The sequence below is a fragment of the Bradyrhizobium arachidis genome, assembly GCF_024758505.1.
GTDB classification, from domain to species: domain Bacteria; phylum Pseudomonadota; class Alphaproteobacteria; order Rhizobiales; family Xanthobacteraceae; genus Bradyrhizobium; species Bradyrhizobium manausense_C.
In genome coordinates this window covers 1,835,546-1,851,440 of record NZ_CP077970.1, presented here as the reverse complement: position 1 = coordinate 1,851,440, position 15,895 = coordinate 1,835,546, and the positions used below count along the sequence as shown (strand labels likewise).

Sequence of the window (15,895 nt, the reverse complement as noted above, 5' to 3'; positions counted from 1 at the left end):
AAGTCGCGAACGCGCGACCTCGCGCGCTAGGCTGGTATGGGTCATCGACAAGGCCTATAAGGTCGGAGGGCGCGATCCGGCTCGCAACCTTGTGCCGGATACGCCAGTCTTTGTCGCGGCGCGAAGAAACGATCGATGCGTCGGGCACAGCGCTCGTTGACGCAAGCGTGCTTGGGCTGACAGCGGCTAACGTGCTTCAGACCAACATGCACGGAGCGGGCGCAATGGACCTGACTGCCCAGCCAGTCTCGGGCCTCATCGATGTCATCAGTCATCGTCTTGACCCATGTGTACAAGCACACTTAGGAGAACCTTGGCACCGATCTTATCAGTGGGATCGAGCTCCAGCAGCTTTTGAACCGCTATACGCCCTTCCTCGGTACGACCAAGGCGCATTTGCAAATAGGCATATCCTTTCAGCGAGAATAGAAAGAAGCGTGGCAGAATGTTTTCATAACGGCCGAACTCCGCGTCACCGGCACGGACCAGGCGCCAGTCCGACGAAAGATTGTTCACCTCGGCCGCCTTGTTTATGCAACGCTGAGCGACCTGCAACGCCTCAGCGAGACGCGCCTTGTAGAAATAGAAGCGAAAGAGGCCAATCAGCACTGCTGCATGCTCTGGTGCGAGCGCCTCGGCCTGGCGCAAGTGGCTTTCGGCGATCTCATCGAGATGATAGAAGAGGCTCGCCTCCCACAGATGATGCTCGGCCTCGCTGGGCAGCCCATGTCCGAGCAAGGTGCTGGTGAGGAGCGCCTCGTTGATTTCGGATTGCGGGCTGAACAGAGCTTCTGGCATCGTTGGCAGCCCCTTACAATCAGCAATGCGCGCTGGAGACTTGCTTGTGATCTGGCGATACGAACCCAGTCCACTTCGGATCATTTGGCAAGTCAATCGTCGCACCCTCGTGCAGCTGCGGGCTCTCCCGGAGCGGCTCGACGTGATCGTTCTCTACTCTAGCATCAAGGACCCACGGCTCTTCTATCAGGCTCCCTCCACAGCCAAGCCCCGAACATCCGCCTGGGCTAATCGCAAGGCAAAGGTAGCAGCCGGAGAATCTGTCGGCTTGGAGCATCAAGCGGGCGATTCGTCGCACCGCTCGCATATTCATAACGTTCATGTCCTGTCCTCCGCTCGAGCGGGCTCCCGGTAGCGCGCAAGCGAGGTGTCGATGACACAGGTGTTGTCGACTGGGCAGACCGCCACACATTGCGGTTCGTCAAAATGGCCGATGCATTCGGTACATTTTTTAGGATCAATCACGAACGTTCCGGCCTTCTCCGCGATCGCGACGTTTGGGCATTCTGGCTCGCAGGCCGAACAGCCCGTGCACTGAGAGGCGATGATCTTGAACGGCATTTTTTTCTATCTCATGCCGCGGAAGTCAGCGGGCGCGGGCGGATCGCGGCATCACCACGTTCCTCATGTTCGATCGCGCCGCTGCTGACCCTGTCGAGATAGGCCTCGAACCAGGCAACCGTTGATGTATCGATTGGTTCATGAGCGTACTCATCGACCGGCTCGACGCCAGCTTTGATCAATTCCGTCCTGGGGCGACTGCCAATCTTGGCGATGAACACCGCATGGCAATCGCTAACAGCTTCGATGACAGTCGCGAGGCTTCCTTCCTCCGCATAGCCTCCCTGGCAGTACGGATCGATGCGGCGATGGCCAACGAATTTGGCACCGTCGCTGGAGAGCTCATAGACCTGGAACTCCTTGGCATGACCAAAGTGTTCGTTGATCAGGCCTGCCCCCTTGGTCGCGACCGCCACCAGAAGCTTAATGTCGCTAACGCTATCTGCGCGTTTCGTAAGGTCCGCGCGCTCGGCAGTAGACTTGGCGGCGCGCTCTTCCTCGATCTTGGCCTGATAGACTTTGCGGCTCTCGACATCGTATTTGACATCGATGTCCATGAGTTTTTCGGTGGTGAACTCCGCGCGACGGTCTTCGCCGAGGAGGCCGACCGCGTCGGCCCGACACTGACGGCAGTGGCGCATCATGCGCATCTCACCCTCGCAGCCATCCTGCAACGCCTTCAATTCCCGCGCCGTCGGGCCGCGCTGGCCATTCAAACCAAACACGGTGCCGTGTTCGGGCGAGGAAATCAACGGCATGATATTGTGCAGGAAGGCACCGCGCCGTTTCACAGCTTTGTTGACCTCGAGGAGGTGCCGATCGTTTATCCCGGGGATCATGACCGAGTTGATCTTGCAGAGGATTCCCCGCGCAGTGAGCATTTCCAACCCCTGGAGCTGGCGATCGGTGAGGATCTTTGCAGCTTGGATGCCGGCGTAGCGTTTGTGCTTGTAGAAGATCCAGGGACAGATCTTTGCGCCGATTACGGGGTCGATCATATTGATCGTGATCGTGACGTGGTCGACATTGAATTTTGTGATGGTGTCGACGTAATCGGGTAGTGCCAGACCGTTCGTTGACAGGCACAGCTTGAGATCGGGTGCGGCCTCGCGGACGAGCTCGAACGTCTTGAAGGTCTTTTCGGGGTTGGCTAGGGGGTCGCCAGGACCGGCGATGCCGAGCACGGTCATCTGTGGAATGGTAGAAGCGACCGCCGCGACCTTCTTAGCGGCCTGTTCGGGCGTCAGCCTCTCGCTGACCACGCCGGGGCGCGATTCATTGGCACAGTCATATTTTCGGTTGCAGTAGTTGCACTTGATATTGCAGGCCGGCGCGACCGCGACATGCATGCGCGCATAGTGATGATGCGCTTCCTCACTATAGCAGGGGTGGTTTTTCACCTTCTCCCATGTCTCGGCTGGCAGATCGCCGCGGTTCGCCTGCGAGCCGCAGCCAGCCCAGCCGCTGCCGCTGCCGCTGCTCGTGCCGCAGCCCTTTTGCTTGGCAAGCACCCGCGTGATTTCGCCGATCTCAATGGCGCTGCTCGATGCTTCCTGTTGCGTTGGAGCATCCATTTGCCCAGTTCTCCCTTCAGACCAAACAAGCTTGTGTATCCAGGTCTTAGCAACCGGCGTGCCATAGCCAGGGCACGCGACTTTCATGGTCGTGTCAATGACTTACAAAGGGCACGGATGTTTTGTTGCCGAGGCATGTTGGAAAGTCGACATGCCTTGTTGCTAAGACGCCACGCAGCAGCGCGTGAGCAGAGATGTTGACTCTATCAGTCTCATTTCCCTCTGATTTGCTGGAAGGATCGCTCACCGGGTGGAGGCGATGCGGGGTGGAGAGTTCCCTTTCCGACTGCCGAACAATTGACTGCTTCCGCTAATTGGTCCGGAGGATCTCGACGGCATGGGCGAGCGGAATTGCGAGTGGCCTCACGCCCTGCTCGAGCAGAAAGCGGCGCTCATTCTTGGAGAGCGTTTCGGGCTCGATCACCGCGTAGTGTACATCTGCAGAGCGCTTTAGCACCTGTCGCGCATAGGTACGCAGAAGCTGGTCATTGAAGCGGCAGCCAAGAAATAGGAAGCTGCGGCCGGTGCGGCGATCCATGACGTCGTCCGGAATTGGCGTCTGTATGTCGATTTCGGTTAGCACCTCAACATAATCGGCATCGGAGACAAGGAAATTCTTGGCCGGGGCGACGCTGCCGTGCGGTTTGTAAAGGATAGTTTGCCACCTTCTTGCCGAAGAGCAGTCGACTTCAGTGCCTGCGGCATCATAGAAGCGGTACCAACGATGCTCGCTGAGACCAGCGCGGTTGATTCCTTGGACCTCGCCCCAATTGCTGCGTCTCGTCAGCGCGTTTCTCATCGCGTCATCGTACCAGCTATCGACGATCAACGGCAGCGGCAGCCCTGCGAGATGCCGCTGTAGCAGCGCCGGCTCGACCGGTGTGCTAAAGGCGTCCGCCATCATCGCTGTCAGGGTGGTGCGGTGCCTCGTGGTCTCAATGTGCTGTGCGGAGGCCCAGGCGTTCCCTCTCGTGCGTCTTGGCAAGGCCAGCTTGCTGCCGAAGAATGCCGCTAGGTCCTCGGGACTTCTCGGTACACTCGCCTTCGACAACTCCGCTAAGCCGGGTCCGAGATAGGGAACAACATGGCCGCGACGAAGCTCCTCGGCAACCTTGCGGAGGATGGCTTCGGCCGCCTGCCCATTAATGAACTCGATTCCTGGATTGAGCGCGTTCATGCCTCTTCGCGGTCGCCGCCACGCTTCCTTGCGTTGACTGTAATTGGCAAGGTTGTGTCGCTCGTCATCGGCGGGAGATCGAGCACCCAGCCATTGGCGATTCTGATCCAGCCGCCCCACAGCGTCTCGTACTCGGATTCAACGATCGGCTCTTCAAGATCCTTCTTGGGCACGTAAATCGAGAGACCGACTTCAGGTGAACGACGAATAATGACCTTCATCGGACAGACTCATTGAATCGAGAAATAGACCTTGCGCGCTCTAGCCCCCCAGATGATGCCCCTCTCAGTTTCGTAATGATCTTCCGGAGCACAACAAGGACACGATCGATCTCCTCGCTCGTGGTCTCGCGAGACAATGAGAAGCGGACCGCGCCGCGCAACCAGGCCGAGGGTACGTTCATTGCGCGCAGCACGTGCGACGGCTCCATAGAGCCAGACCTACAGGCAGATCCCAGGGACGCTGCAACGCCGGCGCGATTCAAATGATGAGTGATTGCTTCACCTTCCAGATGTTCAAAGGCGATGTTTGATGTGTTTGGCAGGCGGTCCTCTTGGTCGCCGAGCACCACGCAATTGCCGAGCTCCAGGACGCCTTGCTCCAACCGATTGCGCAGGGCGGCGATTTTCATCCGCCCCCGTCCGAGCTCTGCAGCAACAAGCTCTGCAGCCCTACCCAGCCCAATGATGCCGGGCACGTTCTCGGTGCCGGAACGCCGACGGCGCTCCTGCGGGCCGCCGAAGATCAGCCGCCTGAACTTGGTGTCTTTGCGTACATAGAGCGCGCCAATGCCTTTTGGACCATGCAGCTTGTGGCCAGAAAGCGACAGCATGTCGATCTCTGTCGTCTTTACGTCGATCGGAATTCGCCCCACAGCCTGCACCGCATCAGTGTGGAAGAGTGCGCCGACGGAGCGCGCCATCTTGGCGAGGACCTCGACCGGAAAGATCGTGCCGGTCTCATTATTGGCCCACATGACGGAGGCAACCGCGGTACGTGGGGACAACGCGCGGCGATAGGCGTCAATGTCGAGTCGGCCGGCACAATCGACAGGTATCAGATGGCATTTGGTGCCGCGTCGGCCGAGCTCGTCTGTAAGGGACAGCACGGCGGGATGTTCCACAGCTGTGGTGACGATCTCGTCGCGCTGCTCCTGCACAGCAAGCGCCGAGAGAATCGCGGTATTGTCCGATTCGGTGCCGCCTGAGGTAAAGACGACCTCGTGATCAAAGGCCGCACCGATCAGCGCCTGCACGCCCCTGCGCGCGCCTCTTATGCTTTCCGCGACCTGCCTGCCCACCGCATGCGCGGAGGAGGCATTGCCGTACTGCTCGGAGAAAAATGGCAACATCGCCGCGACGACGGACGGATCCGCGCGTGTGGTCGCGTTATTGTCCAGGTAAACCGGCCGCACGGTGCGTCTTCCTTAGTGTTCGGCTCTGGCAGATCCCGCAACCGGGATCAGGCGGACAAACTCGCCTAGCCTTTCGATCAACCGCGCCTGGATGCCTTCCAGGGTCACACTTGCGAGCTTGCAGAAGAGGCAGGCGCCTGTGAGCTTGACCATGATCTTGTTGCCATCGATGCCGATAAGCTCGCAATCCCCGCCGTCACGCTTCAGATTGGGCCGGATTTCGTCGAGCACGGCGCGGACGATCCGCTCCCGTCCGGAAGACTCTTTGGTGGCCAATTGTCTTGATTGTTGAGTCTCGACGAGCATTGTCCGGTTCTCTATAATTATCTTCGCAAGTCGGCCTTAGCTAAATGACTTGCCACATGAGCAGCTCGACTTTGCGTTGGGATTGTCAAAGGTGAAACCAGAGCCCTCGAGCGCCACCACGAAATCGATCGTGGTTCCGGCAAGATGCTCGTGACTGTTGTAGTCGATAAACAGCTTGATGCCCCCCCGCTCGATCACGGTATCGTTGGGCTTCGGCGCATCGGCAAGTCCCATCGTGTACTTGAACCCGGCGCAGCCGCCACCTTCGACCATTATCCGCAAGCCGCTCGCAGGCTGCGCTGCCGTTGAAATCGCGCTCTTCACCGCGTTTTCCGCGCTCTCTGTCAGATTAATCATCGCTTTCCCTCTGCGCCAACTTGGGTTTGGCAAGTCTCCCATGGGTTTGGCAAGTCCCATGCCAACAATCGTGCTCCTGACAGAGCTGGGCTTTTGCCGATCTCGCCTGTTAGCGTTGCGAAGCTGTCGGGATTGCGACACAGGGGTTTGCTGCTTGGGAAGAGATTGTCGTGATCTTCGCGCTGCCGGACACGCTTGTCTACTTAAGCACAGACGAAGGATTGCCGCTGACTGTGCTGCGGGCGTGGGAAGCCGGCAAACAATTTGCATAGATGGCAAGGTGAGTTCACGCGGTGCGACATCTGCGCCGGCCCCATCAAACGAGGAGGACTTCATGACGTCCATCGACAACACCGTTCTTGGCCGGCTGGACAAGGAGGGCCGCTTGCTAAATGCAGTGCTTAAGGGCGAGACCACGAAGCCCGGCCGCTTCGGCTTCCGCGGCGATATCGCGCTAAAGTTCCAGACTCAGGTTGCCGACGAGAAGCGTCCGCCCGACTATTCGGTCGAGCAGGTATTGACTGTCGCAGACGAGGGAGAGACAGCGATCCCGGTACTGGCCGGCTACCTGCATTCTTTTGCCTATCTTGCCGATGTCGCAAGAGTGTTGGACGGCGCATTGAGCCAGAAGGGCAGATACTTCATGTTCTGCAACAACATCGATCTATCGGCAAAATACCGTACCAAGATCGGTGACATCACGTTCCGCGTGCTGCCATGTGACGAGTCGACTGTGTGGAAGGAGATGATGGATCTTGCTGGAGTCGACAAGAACGACATCAAGAAGCTAAATACTGCCGGCAAGCTCGACTATCTGCTCGACGCTGCCAAGAACGTCGACGCATCTTATGCCGAACTCTCCTACGAGGAAGGTCTCGCTAAGATGAAGCCAGTGAAGAACCGCAACGAGAACCGCCCTGTCTAAGGTATCGGGTCAGATTTCTCCGCTGCTCTCGTGCTGCCAAGCTCGTGGGCGTGACATTGCAATTTTCCGCTGGGCTGGAACAAGCACGAGATCGAAACTGTAAAATCTCCAAGCGCGCAAGCTGCCCTGGTGCAACTTGCCATTTCAAGTTCGTCACTGAAGACGGCTGGCTGGAGCGGCCTGATGACGAAAATGCCCGTCCGTGTCCAGGTTTCGCGATGCCGATATTTTTGTCGCGTCGAAAGAGCGAGTGCTTAAATGTGTGAAGCGCCGGTGCGCCTTCTGTTTGACACGACTAGATTCGCGTTGCTGGCCTTAAGCAAACCGTCCGACTTGGTGCTGTGGTCCCAGGCAGTTTTCAAAAGCGGATCTGCGCCACAGGCGCGTCACGCTTCGGGGCGGATTATTGCGCGGTCTGAAAAGAGGACTCCCCACCTAAAACTCCGACCGAGCCGTGACGCGACTCCGTGATCATGCTCGCTATACTGGTTTGCCGCGTAGGAGACTGAATGAAATGGCAACTCTGATCAAGACCACTCAGGACGGCCGCAAGCTTGAGGTAGTTGGGCTCGCAATCATGCTTGGGGGCAGGCTCGAAACTGACGAGCTCATCGAAGTCAAGGATCATCCATATCGCCGAGCAATTTTGGCCACAGTGCCCGAGGCCACTCACATGGCTGGCCGCGTCCCGCTGACACGCGAGGAAGCGACGCTCGTTCTCGCGGCTTTAAATAGGGCCGAGGCCGATATGCTCGGCAATCCCGTCGCTATCCACGAGCGGTTTCGCATTGCTGCGATGAGGAAGGCACGTGAACAGGGGATCGAGTAGCAAGAGTTGAGCTGGCTCCGGACGCTGACATCAAGCATGCCAAGCATCGAGTTCCCCGCCTGCATACTGAATCGCCGCGGATAAGCCTCGCGATGACGGCGCAAAATGACTCGCCACCCTCGTCGAATTTGAACCAAGCCGCGCCGGCGGCAGAGGCGGAGCAATGTCGCTCGTACTCTCACTAAGAGGTTACCAGGCGCACACACGCTCGGGCCACTGCGGAAGACCCCTAAGGACATTATCGCTCCGCCTCAAGCGGTGGCTACATTCAAGCGGCTGGAGCGTGGCTCTGGCAGTTGGCCGGGCACACCCGTGCGCAGGCACCACAGCCGATGCACGCTCCGTCATCATTCAGCACCATGACCTTCTTCTCGATCTCGTCATCATCGTCTTCGAGATCGATCATCTCGCCGGCCTCGTTAATGCCTTTCAGAATCATGACCTGGCGCCCGCACACCTTGTAGCAGCGGCCGCAGCCGATGCATTTCTTGGGATCGATAGAAATCAGATAGTCGGGCTTCCAATTGCGGCCGTCGCGCGTTGCAAATGACATGTCACCAACCGTCTACTTCTTCCTGCGCCTTGAGATCCTCGCGCTTGCGCTCTAGCTCGTCGAAGGCGTCGTGGACCTGTTGGGCAACGCTAAGGATCGAGGTCCAATTCGCCGGCAGCCCCTCGGCTAGATCGTGGAGATCCATCTTTGCTTGAGTAGCCTTGACCGAGAGCTTCTTGATATCGGCTTTCAGTGCTTCAAGATTGCTCATCTATCACCTCAGTAGTTCGCAACTTCCGGGAATCTTCGGATCATCTCGATGCCCTTGTCGACATATTTGTCACCTTCCGCAACCAGCTTTGCGAGATTGTCAAAACCGAAACGATGCACGTCGCGCAGTTGCTTGTTTACGACAATCAGCCGGCCGCCTATGAGCACTATGCGGCCAAAGCCTTCATGGTGCATTTTCAGCATCGGCGAGATCATCACCCCGGTGGCCTTCTCGATAGACACCGCAACGGCGTTGAAGAACAATTCCAATCGCCAGATCGTGTCCGGATCGGGATCGCCGACGATCGGCAAGGCGCGGCGCTTTTCCCTGTCGAGAATATAGGGCTCGAGCAGCTCGAGATCCCCTCTGCCATCCCAGGCGCCGTGGCCATCCTCGGCGCGCCAGATCTTGACAAGCTCCCTCACAAAGGGTGCCTCCCCAGCGAGGCTGGTTTGGATCAATTCAGCCGTCTCGTTCATAGTCGTTTCCTTCAGTCCTCGAAATCGAACGAGCGTTTGTGGCCTTTGGCAAGCACCTTGCGCAACCAGGGTGGCGGGGAGCCCTTCAACACACCTTCGAGCTTGATACAGAGATCGTCGATTGCTTCGGGCTGGCTCACCTTCATCGGATGGATATTGTTTGCCACGACACGCGCTGCACCAGAGCCGCCGATCGCAGCAACGTAGAGGATGGCGCAGTCTTTGATGGCATCGATCTTCGGCGCGAGCTTGTCCTCATTGCCGTCCTCCTGTAGATCGCCGTCGAACTGGATGGCCTCGATCAAGTGGTGCCCTTCGGGCCTAACCTCATAGATGGCGATGTTTTTGGCCCAGCCAAAATGTGCATCGACGCGCTTTAAATCCTGGGTTGCGAATGCGACTTTCATGGGCTCTGATTCCTATTTTCGCATCAGTTCAGCTGCGGCGGAACGACATGCAGACCGGCGCCGGTGATTTGCCAAGTCGCTGGTGTCGGTTGGTGGTTGGCCTCGCGGTCCGCAATGATGAGGTTGGCGAGGTCAAAGATCAGCTCGCGCGTTCCGCGATAGCTGACGCTCATCTGGTGACCTGCGCCGAGGCGATCGAACATCGGAAAGCCGGCTCGATAGAACGGGATGTCCAATCGTGCTGCCGCCTGGCGGCCGTGCGAGTGAGAAATCAGGAGATTGCAGTCTCGCGCCTTGGCAAGCTCCTCTAGATCTTCGAGGTCACCAATGACGACCTCTTGGGCCTTGACGCGTTCGAGCACCGGAGATGCCGTTGTCGTCACTGCCGCGGTCACCTGCGCGCCCATCTCGTACAGCATGCTGGAGATGTCGAACAAGAGGTCCGGCTCGGCCCCAATCGCGAGCTTTCGACCTCCGATATGGAAATGCGCATCCAGCATCGCGTCCGCGAGTTGGCCACGCTGCCGGCGATATTTTGTCGGCACCGGCTCGCCGCTGATCTCGCTCAAAAAAGTCATGAATTCATCATTGGGGACGAGGCCACAGAGCCGCTCGAATAGCCGGAACGGCGTGCCGGTCTTCGCCTGCATCGCCTCAGCCGCGCGCCTCATCTGCGTTCCGATGGCGATCGTCCAGACCGCCTGCCCCATGCTCGCGATCTCGTCGACCCCAATCCCACCGATCGTAGTCGGCGTGAATTCTTCGGGAATGTGACCGTCGAGCGACCCGGCGATATCCGGCAAGAACGACGGCCTCAGCCCAAAGTCCTCAAAGATCGTCCGTAGCTCGTCAAGATCGCCAGGGGTGAGGTGGCAACCAGGCAGGACGTTAACGCGCGAGCAATCGCGCGGTGCGGCCGGATCCACGGGATCGACGAGCACCTCAACCAGTCGCGCCACGGTCTTTTCCCAGCCATCCTGAAACGCATCCTTGAAATCCGGCGTCGAAACGTAGACGAACGGGACATTTTCGAGATGCGGATGATTTTGCCGAATAAGGCGGATGAACGCCTCGACGTCGTCGCCCTTGGTCTCGGTGACGCCGGTCGAATTGATGCCGATAATTTCGGGCTTGACGCGTTTGTAGATATTGAGGATCGCCTGCTCGACATTCTCATAGCCACCGAGCACGGTCGAAACCTCGCTCATTGCGGTGGTCTGCAAGGGCACGGCCTCCTTGAAATGGCGGACAAAGAGGGTCAAGCCGAAAGACGTGCAGCCCTGAGAACCGTGTAAGAGTGGCATCGCACCACGAAGTCCCAAAAAGGCGAAAGAGCCGCCGATCGGTTGGCTCATCTTCAGCGGATTGATCGTGCAGGCCTTCTTCGAACAGGTAACGATCGCCATAGCTTGCCCCCTGCTTACGCCTACTCTGCCGCCTGCAGCGCGGACACAGGCTGGGCCGGCATCTTATTCTCGCTCGCTCGCTTAGAAGCGGCGGAAGCGTCGGTGTCCTGCGCCATAGTACCGACAGCGGTTGAGCCGTGAGCGGAAACGCGATCCTCGATGATGCTGAGCTCGACCGTCTTGCACGAACGGGTTCTCTTGGCGTGCGGGGCCTTCTCGGCACCGACCGAGTTCGGCGCGCCCCCGGGCGCCGACACATCCACTTGCGCAAGCGCCTTTGCTTGCCAGTTTCCCTCCGCGTTATCCCATGGCGCGGGCATACGGAGCTGATCCCATATCGGATTGTTGAGCGCCTTATCGATCTCTTCCATTAGCTTCACGATGCCGACATAGCCCATATAGGCGTGGCAGCGTTCCTGATTGATGTCGAGCCACGGCATAGCCGCCTTCAGGGCGACAAACTGCGACTTGCCGCCCGACAGCATGATATCCGCCTCCGCCTCCTTGAGCATCTTGTACATTTCACGCGGCGTAAGATCCTCGATCATGTGGGCATCATGACCCATCAATTTTTGAATGCGCTCCCTGTCCTCGCTGGTCGATTTCTTGACCGAAGTGCCAACGATCTCGAGCCCTGCCTCCTGCAGAGCCGCGACCACCGACCATGACTTCACGCCGCCAGTGACGAGCAAAACCTTCTTGCCGACAAAGCGCGTCTTGAAGCGCTCGATTGCAGCCCAGGCCTTTGCTTCCTCGCGTGCGACTGCAGCCTCGGTGCGCTCCATCAGTTGGGGTGGAGCGCCGCGCTCGATCAGCATGCGCGCGATCTTTCGTAAAGCCTCGCTGGTATCCTGGATGCCGTAGAATGACCCTTCGAAGAATGGAATGCCGTAGCGCTCCCTCATCTTGCTCGCGACGTTGATCATGGCCTTGGAGCACACCATCATAGCGGCGCGCGCCCGATGTGAGCAGGCGACCTCGCGATATTTGCCATCACCGGAGATGCACGACAGGATGCGAATGCCGATTTCGTCCAGCAGTGGCTTGATCTGCCAGAGCTCGCCGGACAAATTGTATTCCCCGATGAGATTGATATCGTAGGGCGTTGTGCGATCTGGCTCCTGCGTGCCAATCACGTATTCCAGCAGCGCTTCACCGGCGAGCTTGTTTCCGAGGTTCTTCGAACCGACAAATCCCGGCGAATTGACGGGAATGACGGACTTGCCGAATTTTGCCGCCGCGATCTTGCAGACCGCATTGATGTCGTCACCGATCATGGCCGGCACGCAGGTCTGGTAGACGAAGATCGCCGGCGGATCATACTTCTCGATGATTTCCTTTATGGCTTTGTACAGTCGCTTCTCGCCGCCGAACACGACATCGATCTCATGCATGTCGGTCGTAAAGCTCCTGCGCCAGAGATCGGGCCCTGAGGAGGCAGAGCCGCGATTGTCCCAGGAATTGCCTTCGCATGCGATGGGGCCGTGAACGAGATGAGCGACATCGGTAAATGGCTGTAGCGCAATCTTGGCGCCATCAAAGGCGCAACCTCCGGCGGCCCCGCCCGGCTGCAGTTGCTTGGTGCAGCCCTTTTTGCGCGCAGCCTCCGACTTGTTGGCGTTCTTGGCGCAGTCCGCCTCATTAAAGACGTCCTGGATCGTGGCCGAGAGCGAAGTCACGGTAGTCTCCTTCCGCGGATGGTTTGTGGTCCTAGCACGGACGAGTGTAGATCCCCACCTCACGGCCGCGGCACGCGGCGATGAGGCGGAGACACGCTCGCATCAGCGGATGATGTCGAAGCTGTAGTCGGTTTTACCCACTACGTTGGTGTTCTTGTCGATCTCCTCAAATATCTTGTCGAGTATCTTCACCAGCACATTCATGCCGCCCTGATAGCCCCACACCGGATAGCGGTGATGATGGTGACGATCGAACACGGGGAAGCCGATTCGGATCAGCGGCGTGCCGGTGTCGCGCTCCAGGTACTTGCCGTAGGTGTTACCGATCAGAAAATCGACCGGCTCGGTGAACAGCAGCGAACGCATGTGCCAAAGGTCCCTACCAGGATAGGCATGACAGTCCTTGCCGAACTGCGAACTGGCAAATAGCGCCTGCATCTTCTCTTCCCAGGCCTTAGTTCCGTTGGTTGATAGGACGTGGGTGGGTTCGGCACCGAGCTCGAGCAGGAAGCCTGCTAAGCCATAGCAAAGGTCAGGATCGCCATAGATTGCGAACTTCTTACCGTGAATGTGTGCGCTGGAGTCCGCCATGGCGTCGACCAGACGACCGCGCTCCTGTTCTAGGCCCTTCGGGATTGATTTTCCCGTAATGCGCGATAACGTCATCAGGAAGTCGTCGGTCGCGCTGACGCCGACCGGATGGTTGAACGCAACCACTTGCTGGCCATGGCTCTCGATGAAGGGCAGCGTTTTCTCCGTACAATATTGCTGCATGGAGACGGTCGCCTTGGCATTGATGGCATTTGCGGCGTCCTTCAGCGTAGTCCCGCCGTCATACATGCGGAACTCACCGTCAGTCGGCGTGTCGAACACGTCGCTGTTATCAGCGAGGATCGTGTACTCGATGCCCATCAACTCAAAAATGCGCTTTATCTCGCGGATATTGCCCACGGTGTAGCCGTCGAAGCCGCCGATGAAGTTGATCTTCTTGTTCGGCTGGCGCTCGAGCTTTGGCTCAGAACCGGCTTTGCCGTCCCAGAAATGCTCGATGATGCCTTTTAGGGCGTTGTCATAACCGGTGACATGGCTACCGACGAAAGCGGGTGTATGAGCGAAGGGAACGTCGAACTTGGCCGGAACCGAGCCTTCTTCTTTCGACGTCTTGATAAAGGCGTTGAGATCGTCTCCGATCACTTCCGCCATGCACGTGGTCGAGACCGCGATCATCTTCGGTTTGTACATGTTGTAGCTGTTGGCCAGCCCATCGATCATGTTCTTGAGACCGCCGAATACAGCTGCATCTTCGGTCATCGACGAGGAAACACAGGAGGTTGGTTCCTTGAAGTGCCGCGACAGGTGGCTTCGATAGTAGGCGACGCAGCCCTGTGAGCCGTGGACGAAAGGTAACGTGCTCTCGAATCCGACCGAGGCAAACACGGCCCCCAACGGTTGGCACGCCTTGGCCGGATTGATAGTCAGTTCCTCGCGCGCGAAGTTCTTTTCACGATATTCGGGAGTTTTGGCCCATTCGCGGATACGTTCGACCTCCGCGGGATCATGCGCATTCTCGAAGAGCGCTCTTTTGTTCGCCAGCATTTGCTGGTATTCGGGCCCTCGGAACAGCTCGAAATGATCGAGCACGTTTTCGGCATTCTGTGTCATCGTGGCGTCCTTGTTGGATTCGTGTTCGATCGTCTGAACCGGCGCACTTATTCCGCCGCCATTAGGCTCGGACGCGGGGCATCCTTCCAAGGCGCCCTGGTCTTCTTCCAAATCGGGGAATTGATTGCCATATCCATGTCGCGGGCGAAGATCGCGAACCCATCATAGCCATGATAAGGACCCGAATAGTCCCAAGAGTGCATCTGTCGGAACGGCACGCCCATCTTCTGGAAAACGTACTTCTCCTTGATGCCCGAACCAACGAGGTCGGGCTGGATCTTCTCGACGAAGCGCTCGAACTCGTAACCAGTGACGTCGTCGTAAATCAATGTACCGTCCTTGACGTAATGCTGGGCGGTGCGCTGATAATCGTCGTTGTGACCAAACTCGTAGCCGGTCCCGACAACCTCCATACCGAGGTCTTCATAGGCGCCAATCACGTGCCGAGGTCGCAGGCCGCCAACAAAGAGCATCACGGATTTGCCTTCTAGCCGCGGCCGGTACTTGGCGATGACAGCATCCATGAGTGGCTGGTATTTAGCGATCACGCGCTCGGCTCCCTCCTTAATCTTGTCGTCGAAGAAGCTAGCGATCTTACGCAGCGAGTCCGCGATTTTGGATGGGCCAAAGAAGTTGTACTCGCACCAGGGAATGCCGAACTTCTCCTCCATGTGGCGAGAGATATAATTCATCGAGCGATAGCAATGCAGGATGTTAAGCTTCGCCTTTGGCGTCGCTTCAAGTTCGGCGAGGCTACCGTCGCCCGACCACTGCGCAATCACACGCAAGCCCATTTCCTCAAGGAGGATGCGAGACGACCAGGCATCGCCGCCGATGTTGTAGTCGCCGATGATGGCAACGTCATAGGGCGTGGATTCAAATCGTCGCTCTGCCTCCGGGGTGATCTTGTCGAACACCCAGTCGCGCACGGCATCGTTAGCGATGTGGTGACCCAGCGACTGCGATACGCCGCGGAATCCTTCGCAGCGTACGGGCACGATAGTCTTGCCGCCGTATTCCTTCGACTTTGCCCTCGAAACTGCCTCTATGTCATCCCCTATCAGGCCGATCGGACATTCCGACTGGATGGTGATTCCGCGGCTGAGCGGGAACAGATCTTGGATCTCGTCGATCACCTTGACGAGCTTCTTGTCGCCCCCGAAGACAATGTCCTTTTCCTGGAAGTCGGAAGTGAACTGCATAGTTCCAAAGGTATCGATACCGGTAGTGCCAACATAATAGTTGCGTCGCGATCCCCAGGAATACTGGCCGCAACCGACGGGGCCATGGCTAATGTGGATCATGTCCTTGATCGGACCCCACACCACACCCTTCGAGCCAGCATAGGCGCAGCCTCGAATGGTCATTACGCCGGGGATCGATTTGAGATTCGACTTAACACCGCAGTCGGACTTACCGACCTCGTGCACGTTAAGGTGCTTGGCACGCCGTTTGGCGGTCTTCTCGGGATAGACCTTCAAGACTTCGTCAATCAATTGCTTATTGCGGGCCTTGATCTCTGCGACGCTCTGGGTGGACGCCAGGCTCATGCGAATA

General features: G+C 58.0%; 19 protein-coding genes. 2 read left to right on the top strand and 17 right to left on the bottom strand.

Annotated features, from left to right (window positions below):
• Positions 1-41: 41 nt before the first annotated feature.
• The 9 genes from KUF59_RS08225 to KUF59_RS08185 form a co-directional block, all read right to left on the bottom strand.
• Positions 42-275 (bottom strand): 4Fe4S-binding leucine-rich repeat protein, encoded by a 234-nt coding sequence (locus KUF59_RS08225; protein ID WP_258769215.1) that lies wholly within the window; start codon positions 273-275, stop codon positions 42-44.
• Positions 268-798: a hypothetical protein gene (locus KUF59_RS08220; RefSeq protein WP_258769214.1), complete on the bottom strand. Its 531-nt coding sequence runs from the start codon at positions 796-798 to the stop codon at positions 268-270. Before KUF59_RS08220 ends, KUF59_RS08225 begins: the two co-directional genes overlap by 8 nt.
• Positions 799-1,116: 318 nt before the next feature.
• Positions 1,117-1,359 carry a 4Fe-4S binding protein gene (locus KUF59_RS08215; RefSeq protein ID WP_258769213.1) on the bottom strand — a complete coding sequence of 81 codons (243 nt, stop codon included), beginning with the start codon at positions 1,357-1,359 and terminating at the stop codon, positions 1,117-1,119.
• 11 nt (positions 1,360-1,370) lie between these two features.
• The gene (nifB, locus tag KUF59_RS08210) at positions 1,371-2,933 is read right to left on the bottom strand and encodes a nitrogenase cofactor biosynthesis protein NifB (RefSeq protein WP_258769212.1); all 1,563 of its coding nucleotides are present in this window, start codon (positions 2,931-2,933) and stop codon (positions 1,371-1,373) included.
• 310 nt (positions 2,934-3,243) lie between these two features.
• The gene (locus KUF59_RS08205; protein WP_258769211.1) at positions 3,244-4,110 is read right to left on the bottom strand and encodes an SIR2 family NAD-dependent protein deacylase; all 867 of its coding nucleotides are present in this window, start codon (positions 4,108-4,110) and stop codon (positions 3,244-3,246) included.
• Entirely contained in the window at positions 4,107-4,331 is a 225-nt protein-coding gene (gene nifT / locus KUF59_RS08200) for a putative nitrogen fixation protein NifT (protein WP_258769210.1), read from the bottom strand. Before nifT ends, KUF59_RS08205 begins: the two co-directional genes overlap by 4 nt.
• Positions 4,328-5,524 (bottom strand): cysteine desulfurase NifS, encoded by a 1,197-nt coding sequence (nifS, locus tag KUF59_RS08195; RefSeq protein ID WP_258769209.1) that lies wholly within the window; start codon positions 5,522-5,524, stop codon positions 4,328-4,330. Before nifS ends, nifT begins: the two co-directional genes overlap by 4 nt.
• Positions 5,525-5,536: 12 nt before the next feature.
• Complete coding sequence (locus KUF59_RS08190) at positions 5,537-5,830, bottom strand: NifU family protein (RefSeq protein ID WP_258769208.1); 294 nt, start codon at positions 5,828-5,830, stop codon at positions 5,537-5,539.
• Positions 5,831-5,866: 36 nt separating this feature from the next.
• Entirely contained in the window at positions 5,867-6,187 is a 321-nt protein-coding gene (locus KUF59_RS08185; protein ID WP_258769992.1) for a HesB/IscA family protein, read from the bottom strand.
• A 334-nt stretch (positions 6,188-6,521) separates the two neighbouring features.
• Here KUF59_RS08185 and KUF59_RS08180 point away from each other — a divergent pair, with 334 nt between their 5' ends.
• Together KUF59_RS08180 and KUF59_RS08175 are read left to right on the top strand one after the other, a co-directional pair.
• On the top strand, positions 6,522-7,112 hold the full coding sequence (locus tag KUF59_RS08180; RefSeq protein ID WP_258769207.1) for a hypothetical protein: 591 nt from the start codon (positions 6,522-6,524) through the stop codon (positions 7,110-7,112).
• Positions 7,113-7,626: 514 nt separating this feature from the next.
• Positions 7,627-7,941 (top strand): hypothetical protein, encoded by a 315-nt coding sequence (locus tag KUF59_RS08175; protein WP_258769206.1) that lies wholly within the window; start codon positions 7,627-7,629, stop codon positions 7,939-7,941.
• Positions 7,942-8,209: 268 nt separating this feature from the next.
• Here the strand turns inward: KUF59_RS08175 and fdxB are convergent, their stop codons facing one another.
• From fdxB to nifD, 8 genes are all read right to left on the bottom strand, one after another.
• Positions 8,210-8,494, bottom strand: coding sequence for a ferredoxin III, nif-specific (fdxB, locus tag KUF59_RS08170; protein ID WP_258769205.1), 285 nt, complete (start codon positions 8,492-8,494; stop codon positions 8,210-8,212).
• Position 8,495: 1 nt separating this feature from the next.
• On the bottom strand, positions 8,496-8,705 hold the full coding sequence (locus KUF59_RS08165; protein WP_258769204.1) for a CCE_0567 family metalloprotein: 210 nt from the start codon (positions 8,703-8,705) through the stop codon (positions 8,496-8,498).
• Positions 8,706-8,713: 8 nt separating this feature from the next.
• Positions 8,714-9,184, bottom strand: coding sequence for a NifX-associated nitrogen fixation protein (locus KUF59_RS08160; RefSeq protein ID WP_258769203.1), 471 nt, complete (start codon positions 9,182-9,184; stop codon positions 8,714-8,716).
• Between the two features lie 11 nt (positions 9,185-9,195).
• Positions 9,196-9,591, bottom strand: a complete 396-nt coding sequence (nifX, locus tag KUF59_RS08155) for a nitrogen fixation protein NifX (RefSeq protein ID WP_258769202.1) — start codon at positions 9,589-9,591, stop codon at positions 9,196-9,198.
• A gap of 23 nt (positions 9,592-9,614) precedes the next feature.
• Complete coding sequence (gene nifN / locus KUF59_RS08150; protein ID WP_258769201.1) at positions 9,615-10,997, bottom strand: nitrogenase iron-molybdenum cofactor biosynthesis protein NifN; 1,383 nt, start codon at positions 10,995-10,997, stop codon at positions 9,615-9,617.
• Positions 10,998-11,017: 20 nt separating this feature from the next.
• Positions 11,018-12,676 carry a nitrogenase iron-molybdenum cofactor biosynthesis protein NifE gene (gene nifE / locus KUF59_RS08145; protein WP_258769200.1) on the bottom strand — a complete coding sequence of 553 codons (1,659 nt, stop codon included), beginning with the start codon at positions 12,674-12,676 and terminating at the stop codon, positions 11,018-11,020.
• A 102-nt stretch (positions 12,677-12,778) separates the two neighbouring features.
• The gene (gene nifK, locus KUF59_RS08140) at positions 12,779-14,338 is read right to left on the bottom strand and encodes a nitrogenase molybdenum-iron protein subunit beta (RefSeq protein ID WP_258769199.1); all 1,560 of its coding nucleotides are present in this window, start codon (positions 14,336-14,338) and stop codon (positions 12,779-12,781) included.
• A gap of 47 nt (positions 14,339-14,385) precedes the next feature.
• Positions 14,386-15,888 (bottom strand): nitrogenase molybdenum-iron protein alpha chain, encoded by a 1,503-nt coding sequence (gene nifD / locus KUF59_RS08135; protein WP_258769198.1) that lies wholly within the window; start codon positions 15,886-15,888, stop codon positions 14,386-14,388.
• Positions 15,889-15,895 lie beyond the last annotated feature (7 nt).

What these genes read in the sequence shown, in the direction of transcription:
- KUF59_RS08160 (WP_258769203.1), bottom strand. Translation starts at nt 9,184, where the DNA reads ATGAACGAGACGGCTGAATTGATCCAAACCAGCCTCGCTGGGGAGGCA.
- KUF59_RS08185 (WP_258769992.1), bottom strand. Translation starts at nt 6,187, where the DNA reads ATGATTAATCTGACAGAGAGCGCGGAAAACGCGGTGAAGAGCGCGATT.
- nifD (WP_258769198.1), bottom strand. Translation starts at nt 15,888, where the DNA reads ATGAGCCTGGCGTCCACCCAGAGCGTCGCAGAGATCAAGGCCCGCAAT.
- nifT (WP_258769210.1), bottom strand. Translation starts at nt 4,331, where the DNA reads ATGAAGGTCATTATTCGTCGTTCACCTGAAGTCGGTCTCTCGATTTAC.
- nifN (WP_258769201.1), bottom strand. Translation starts at nt 10,997, where the DNA reads ATGGCGATCGTTACCTGTTCGAAGAAGGCCTGCACGATCAATCCGCTG.
- fdxB (WP_258769205.1), bottom strand. Translation starts at nt 8,494, where the DNA reads ATGTCATTTGCAACGCGCGACGGCCGCAATTGGAAGCCCGACTATCTG.
- KUF59_RS08175 (WP_258769206.1), top strand. Translation starts at nt 7,627, where the DNA reads ATGGCAACTCTGATCAAGACCACTCAGGACGGCCGCAAGCTTGAGGTA.
- KUF59_RS08180 (WP_258769207.1), top strand. Translation starts at nt 6,522, where the DNA reads ATGACGTCCATCGACAACACCGTTCTTGGCCGGCTGGACAAGGAGGGC.
- KUF59_RS08190 (WP_258769208.1), bottom strand. Translation starts at nt 5,830, where the DNA reads ATGCTCGTCGAGACTCAACAATCAAGACAATTGGCCACCAAAGAGTCT.
- nifK (WP_258769199.1), bottom strand. Translation starts at nt 14,338, where the DNA reads ATGACACAGAATGCCGAAAACGTGCTCGATCATTTCGAGCTGTTCCGA.
- KUF59_RS08165 (WP_258769204.1), bottom strand. Translation starts at nt 8,705, where the DNA reads ATGAGCAATCTTGAAGCACTGAAAGCCGATATCAAGAAGCTCTCGGTC.
- nifX (WP_258769202.1), bottom strand. Translation starts at nt 9,591, where the DNA reads ATGAAAGTCGCATTCGCAACCCAGGATTTAAAGCGCGTCGATGCACAT.
- KUF59_RS08215 (WP_258769213.1), bottom strand. Translation starts at nt 1,359, where the DNA reads ATGCCGTTCAAGATCATCGCCTCTCAGTGCACGGGCTGTTCGGCCTGC.
- KUF59_RS08205 (WP_258769211.1), bottom strand. Translation starts at nt 4,110, where the DNA reads ATGAACGCGCTCAATCCAGGAATCGAGTTCATTAATGGGCAGGCGGCC.
- KUF59_RS08225 (WP_258769215.1), bottom strand. Translation starts at nt 275, where the DNA reads ATGACTGATGACATCGATGAGGCCCGAGACTGGCTGGGCAGTCAGGTC.
- KUF59_RS08220 (WP_258769214.1), bottom strand. Translation starts at nt 798, where the DNA reads ATGCCAGAAGCTCTGTTCAGCCCGCAATCCGAAATCAACGAGGCGCTC.
- nifB (WP_258769212.1), bottom strand. Translation starts at nt 2,933, where the DNA reads ATGGATGCTCCAACGCAACAGGAAGCATCGAGCAGCGCCATTGAGATC.